General features: G+C 36.6%; 5 protein-coding genes. All 5 read right to left on the bottom strand.

The window, feature by feature from the left end; genetic code table 11:
- A partial coding sequence (locus tag AB1422_11075) for a PQQ-binding-like beta-propeller repeat protein (GenBank protein ID MEW6619857.1) occupies nt 1–1,812 on the bottom strand: 1,812 nt, incomplete at its 3' end.
- Nucleotides 1,754–1,927: a 30S ribosomal protein S21 gene (gene rpsU / locus AB1422_11070; GenBank protein MEW6619856.1), complete on the bottom strand. Its 174-nt coding sequence runs from the start codon at nt 1,925–1,927 to the stop codon at nt 1,754–1,756. The genes rpsU and AB1422_11075, both read right to left, overlap by 59 nt.
- Before the next feature lie 600 nt (nt 1,928–2,527).
- The gene (locus tag AB1422_11065) at nt 2,528–2,869 is read right to left on the bottom strand and encodes a histidine triad nucleotide-binding protein (GenBank protein MEW6619855.1); all 342 of its coding nucleotides are present in this window, start codon (nt 2,867–2,869) and stop codon (nt 2,528–2,530) included.
- 254 nt (nt 2,870–3,123) lie between these two features.
- Nucleotides 3,124–3,651 (bottom strand): 5-(carboxyamino)imidazole ribonucleotide mutase, encoded by a 528-nt coding sequence (purE, locus tag AB1422_11060; protein ID MEW6619854.1) that lies wholly within the window; start codon nt 3,649–3,651, stop codon nt 3,124–3,126.
- A gap of 208 nt (nt 3,652–3,859) precedes the next feature.
- The gene (locus tag AB1422_11055) at nt 3,860–4,102 is read right to left on the bottom strand and encodes a hypothetical protein (protein ID MEW6619853.1); all 243 of its coding nucleotides are present in this window, start codon (nt 4,100–4,102) and stop codon (nt 3,860–3,862) included.
- Nucleotides 4,103–4,235 lie beyond the last annotated feature (133 nt).

Raw genomic sequence — 4,235 nt, 5'->3', positions numbered from 1 at the left:
AATGATAGGTGGAGTAGGAACAACAACCACAGGAGCAGGAACAACAGGAGGAATTTGTGGAGGTAATGGTTCAGGAGTAACAGTGGGTTTCGGAATGATAGGTGGAGTAGGAACAACAACCACAGGAGCAGGAACAACAGGAGGAATTTGTGGAGGTAATGGTTCAGGTTGAATTAAGATTGGCGGTATCTTTATCTCAACTGGAGGTTGTGATGGTGGCACAGGTTGAACTGGGGCTGGAGTTACTTCTACTTCAGTTAGAGGTTGCGGAGTTGGTGTTGGTAATAAAGGTTTAGTCGTTGTAGAGGATTCAACTGAATATTGAGAAAAACCCATTTTATTATAAGCCACAACTCGATAGAAATAAGTGGTTTCTGCTTGAAGGTCCGGGTCTAAAAATGAGGTCGAGTTAGCGGGTAATTCTTTTATTAATGTCCATTTTGGCTCGTCTTCTAATTTACGATAAACTCTATATCCAATTTCATTATCGGCGTTATCTTGCCAGGTAATTCTTATTTCGCTTTGAGATACTGATGTTGCAATCAGATTAGTTGGTGAAACAGGGGGAATAATTTTTACCTCTTTTACTACTACTTCTTCTTTCGCCTGAGGGGTAGGAATTTTTGGCTTTTGAGCAATAGGAGTAATTTGCGAGGTAATTGCATATAAATTTCTATCACGGCTACCAACATATATTGTTCCTTCCTGGTCTATGGCTAAAGATGTAGGTCCCAAACCTATTTTATAACTCCAGAGTATTTCACCTTTTTCTGGTTCAATCGCATAGATATTACCGTCAAAAGTAGCAATATAAATCGTTCCATTTGAGGTAATAACTGGTGTACAATTAAAAATCCGACCTATTTTTGTGGTCCAGACACCTTTTGGAGTAATTCCATAAAGTCCTTCTTCTGTCCCAATATAAATCGAGCCATCTTTAGATACCACTGGTGAAGAATAAACAGTTGAATTAAGTGGGATAGAATTCATGCTTCCATCTTTACTTATAATTGATAATGTTTTATCCGAAGAGCCAATATAAACATTTCCTGCGGAATCAATTGTGGGTGATGAAAAGATAGATTTTTTGACATCTTTTTTAAAGATAAAAGTTCCGTCAGGAGCAATTGCGTGCAAATTACCATCATTAGTTCCAATATAGATTATCCCATCCTGACTAATAGCAGGCGAAGACTGAATGATGCTTTCTGTGTCATATTTCCATCTGAGGCTTCCGTCTTTATTTATGGCATAAAGTTTTCCATCCACCGTGCCAATAAAGATGGTTTCATCGTCACTAACTGCGATGGCGGATGTTTTAATTTTACTATGAGTTGGGTACACCCATTGAGTTTCATAATTTGAATTAAAACACAGGATATGACCATCACTTACACCAACATAAATATTACCTTGTTTTGAGATAGCGGGTGTTGAGTCAATTTCAACACCAATGGAAATAATCTTTTCTTTTTTACCTGAAGAAGATACAATGTGTAAGTCTCCTGCCTCTGTTACCAGATATATCTTTCCTTGTTGGTCGATTACCGGGGGAACAAAGATATATTTGTTGACATAATAATTCCATTTAAGGACAGGTTGGTGTATTTGGGTAGCATTACTTCTTGCAGAGCGTTGTGGGTCATGTTGAAACATAGGCCACGAATCACCTGCGGCAAAAACACCATTATTCCCTAACTGAATTAATATTAACAATCCTGAGAATACTATCCCCCGGTAAATCCTTATAAATTTATATTCTTTTTTTTCTGCGAGCAATAATTTTTCTTCTTCTTTCGCTTGGTTTTTCATAATACTCCCGTTTCTTCATTTCAGTAATTATCCCTGCCTGTTGGCACGAGCGCTTAAATCTTCGTAAAGCATTATCCAAAGACTCATCCTGTCGGATGTTTATCCCTGCGGGCATATTTCTTCAACTCCCTTCTATGTATAATATGTATAAAGTATGTTCAATGAACAGTAGATATTTTATCACTCACCGCTAACTTCATCATTGATTACCAGAGTTTCACTTCGGATGATTAAACTATCAAATTATCATCACCAGAGCAATAGACTACTATTTACTGACTACTCTTTACTATCCTGGTGGCCATCCCATTTTCCGGTAGTGTCTGACAATAACTCTAATAGTGAAATCTATGCAGATTTGGTGTCCAAAAGGGATTTCCTCCAAAGAGCAAAATGCAAAACTCGTTTATAGTTTATAGTGTATAGTTTATAGTGTATAGTTTATGGTTTATAGTCCTTCAACTATCAACTATCAACTATCTACTACATTTCAGCGTTAAAATACTTGAAGCAAAGATATTACTAAATTCCTCCAACTCTTTGAGAAACCCTGTTACTTCCTCTTTGAAATTTGATTTGTAATTTTGCATTTTGATATTTATATTTAATATTTGATATTTGATATTTAATATTTGATATTTGATATTTGATATTTATTTGTTGTCTCCCTCAAATCCTATTTTGCAGAACCCTATACACTATTTTAACCTTTATGCTAGATTAAGACACCACCCATTTTCCTACCTCCCAAAAGGTGAAAATGAATATGAAATACTTCCTGACCGGCATCTCTATTACAATTTGTAACTACTCTAAATCCACTTTTGTCAATATTATTTTCAATGGCTAATTTTTTAGCCAGCAAGTAAATATGTCCAACTAAATCTTTATCTATTTCTTGTAAGTCCAAAATAGTTGGGATATGTGTTTTTGGCACAATCAAAATATGAACTGGTGCTTGCGGGGAAATATCAGCAAAGGCAATAACTTTATCGTCCTGATGAATTATTTTTGCTGGTATCTCGCCGTTGATGATTTTACAAAATATACACGCCATATGTTCTCCTGAAAATAAGGAAGTAGAAAGTAGAGAGTAAAGAAAACATCACTCCTCACGCTTATCTCCTTACCTCCCACCTTCTATCTCCTACCTACTATTTTCATCCTCCTTTGTGCCCTACAGGGGCATGAGCGTTTCTCCTAAAAATAGACTACAGACCATAGACCAAGGAACCGATGAAAAACAAGTTTATTCCCCCTTAACAAAGGGGGTTAGGGGGTTGTATTCCCCTCTTTTAATTTTAATAGCCTTTACTCTCTTAAATACTTTTCATATCCTAATTCATTCAATTTTTTATCTTTCTCATCTAATTCTGTGGCTAGTTTATTCTGATATTCCTTTAATTGGGTATAAAGAGTCGGATATTTTAGGGCTAAGATTCGTATCGTCAAAAGAGCGGCGTTTTTTGCCCCCAATTCGCCAATAGACATAGTTGCTACAGGAATACCAGATGGCATCTGAAGTATAGAATATAACGCATCAAATCCTTCAAGGGCAGACTGTGTGCTTGAAACAGGAACACCAATTACTGGCAGAAATGTTTGAGAACTTACTACCCCGGGTAATGCCGCGGATAACCCTGCACCACAAATTAACACCTCTAAACCTTTTTCCTTAGCGTTTTGGGCATATTCCATTGTTTTTCCTAATGTTTTATGGGCAGAGGTAATAACTATTTCATATTTAATTTTAAAAGCCTCTAAAATTTTAATGGTTTGACTCATCACTGTAAGGTCAGAATCACTACCAATAACAATTCCAACTAACACTTTATCCATTTTATTTAATTATACCATACGATAAAAATTAAGTCAACTAAAAATTTACAATAACTGTAATCCAATTTATTCCTTTGCGTTCTTTGCGCCCTGGCGAGAAATTTAATCTTTATGCCTTTCTCCCACCAATAACTGACCGATTACCTCAGCCGAACGGTATTTAATTACCAGTTACCAATCACCAGTTACCAGAATCAAATTCCGTGCGTTATTTGTTCAACACGACACTAAGATATTTTCGCTCCAGTGCAAAAGGCAGATGTACCTCTCCAACACCATTCTTGAGGTCTTGTTCATGCAATGCCTTAACCCGTTTTAGATGTTCTGATAGCAATGGTTTTAAACTTTCCGGTAGCATAGTTACCCTATCCTTCATCCCTTTTCCATCTCGCACAATCACTTGATTCCGGGCAAAATCAATATCTTTAACCCGCAAACGGATACATTCCATAAGTCATAGTCCACAACCATAAATGAGCTTTGCCATCAACCCATAGGTACCTGAGATTACTGATAAAACACGATTTACTTCTGCCTTATCCATCACTACCGGTAGCCTCTCTGGTTTCTTAGCTCGCTCTATA

The sequence above is a fragment of the bacterium genome (genome assembly GCA_040757115.1).
GTDB lineage: Bacteria > UBA9089 > CG2-30-40-21 > CG2-30-40-21 > SBAY01 > JBFLXS01.
This window is presented reverse-complemented; position numbering and strand designations above follow the sequence as displayed.